Annotated in this window: 1 protein-coding gene and 1 pseudogene; both read left to right on the plus strand. The window is 53.4% G+C overall.

The annotated features are described in order from the left end of the window. Nucleotides 1-865 (plus strand): extracellular solute-binding protein (locus LB462_RS30840; RefSeq protein WP_224515925.1); only part of this gene is annotated, 865 nt, incomplete at its 5' end. 216 nt (nucleotides 866-1081) lie between these two features. Further along, a pseudogene (locus LB462_RS30845) lies at nucleotides 1082-1789 on the plus strand (hypothetical protein); the annotation flags it as partial.

The raw sequence follows: 1789 nt of genomic DNA on the forward strand, positions 1-1789 counted from the left end.
CTATCGGGGAACTATTTATATACTCCACTACCAAAAGGAATTGCTCGAGGCCGCAGGCTTTTCAAGCCCACCGTCGACTTTCGCCGAATTCCAGGCCGCTGCGGCTGCTTTGACAAAGTCAGGTGCGCCCCTCCGGTACGGTTTGGGAACATGCGCTCGTCAGGGGCCGGCGATCAGCAACCACTTCACTCCGTTCCTGTTGTCTTCGGGTGGTTCGTTCTACGATCTGAAGACGCGGAAGATCATGATCGATACAGAGGAATCCATCAGTGCGTTGGAATATTATGCGAACTTGATGACAAAGCACAGGGTCATGCCTCCGGAGGCAGTGACCTGGGAATGGGACGAGATCATTGCGAACGGCCAGAACGACCGTTATGCCATGGCCGTCACGCTGAACGCGACGGGGACTCTACTGAACAAATCGAAAGCGTCTAAAACAGCCGGGCGGTGGGGTTGGACAGTCGTGCCGGGGGCTCAGAAACGCGAACAGACCAAGAGCATGTTTTTTGTATGGTCGTTCGCTGTTCCATCAGCATCAAGGCACAAGGAATGGGCTTTCGAATTCATTCAACACATTACGAGCAGGGAATGGGCCCGGCGGTCAATGGAAAAGGGAAATGCCTCCGCTCGCCTCTCGGTATTGAACGATCCGGAGATCGTCGAAGCATATGGCTGGACCGCAGCGGCCGCCGAGCAGATGAAGACCGCCGAGCCCAACCCGAATGACGCCAATTGGCCCTCACTCGAGCTTGATCTCCGCACGGGCATTTCAAGCACGCTGCAAGGTCAAACGACGGCCAGAGATGCGTTGCAGACCGTCGCTGACAGTTGGAGGCGCAAATTCAATCGCTTGAGGTTATGATGTAACGTCGAGAGCCCTTCGTGCCGAAGTTCATTCATCCAATCCAAAAAAATCAACCGTTTGATCGCATATTCCAAAAAGCTCACCCCCGCGTTTACTGCTCGCGCCGATGAAAGCCCCCTGCTGATCCCAATGACTTAACAATTCTTAACATCTCGAAACTTTCCTTTCTTCTTCAACGGGCATTTCCTTGCAACGAAACGGTTGAAGGGGGTGATGATGTCTACAAACGGAAGAAAGTCAGCGGTTGTGACACAGGGTCTCGGTGCAGCCATAGCTCAATATCTGGCAGCCGACCGTTTCAACGTCCTCATCAATTCTGCATCCCAATCGAAGTTTTTGCGACCCGCTGCTGCTATTATTGCGGCAGTCGTTTTCCTGCTGGACGCATTGACATCCTTGGACATCGCCATTGCGGTGCTCTACGTGCTCGTGGTCTTGCTCTCGCTTAATTTTGCAACCCAGACAGGGCTCGTTCTGATCGGCGCTGGCTGTATCGGACTCACCGTTTTGGGGTTTTTGATTTCGCATGGCCAAGGGCTGCCCGCACTCGAAGGTTCGATGGGCCGTTGCTTCGTCAGCCTTGCTGCCATCGGGATCACAACATTCCTTGCTTTCAGGGTGAAAGCTGCGATCGGTGTTTTGGCCGAAAGTGAACAGCGCTACCGCACAATTTTTTTGGCGACGGGAGTCGGAATCCTTCAGATGGATTTCACGGGTCTCAAGGCGGCTGTCGATAGGCTCAAACTCGGCGGCGTGCGGGACATCGATCATGCCCAGAGGCTTGATGTACCTTTCCCCAACAAGGTGCCAAAAACCACAAAGCTGATCAACGCGAATCATACAGCTCTGACAATGTTCAATGTCGCCAATATCGACGCTCTTGAAGCTGTTCTGCCCGAACTTATTACAGCGGATATGGAC

The organism is Phyllobacterium chamaecytisi, assembly GCF_020164455.1.
In the GTDB taxonomy this organism is placed as follows: domain Bacteria; phylum Pseudomonadota; class Alphaproteobacteria; order Rhizobiales; family Rhizobiaceae; genus Phyllobacterium; species Phyllobacterium chamaecytisi.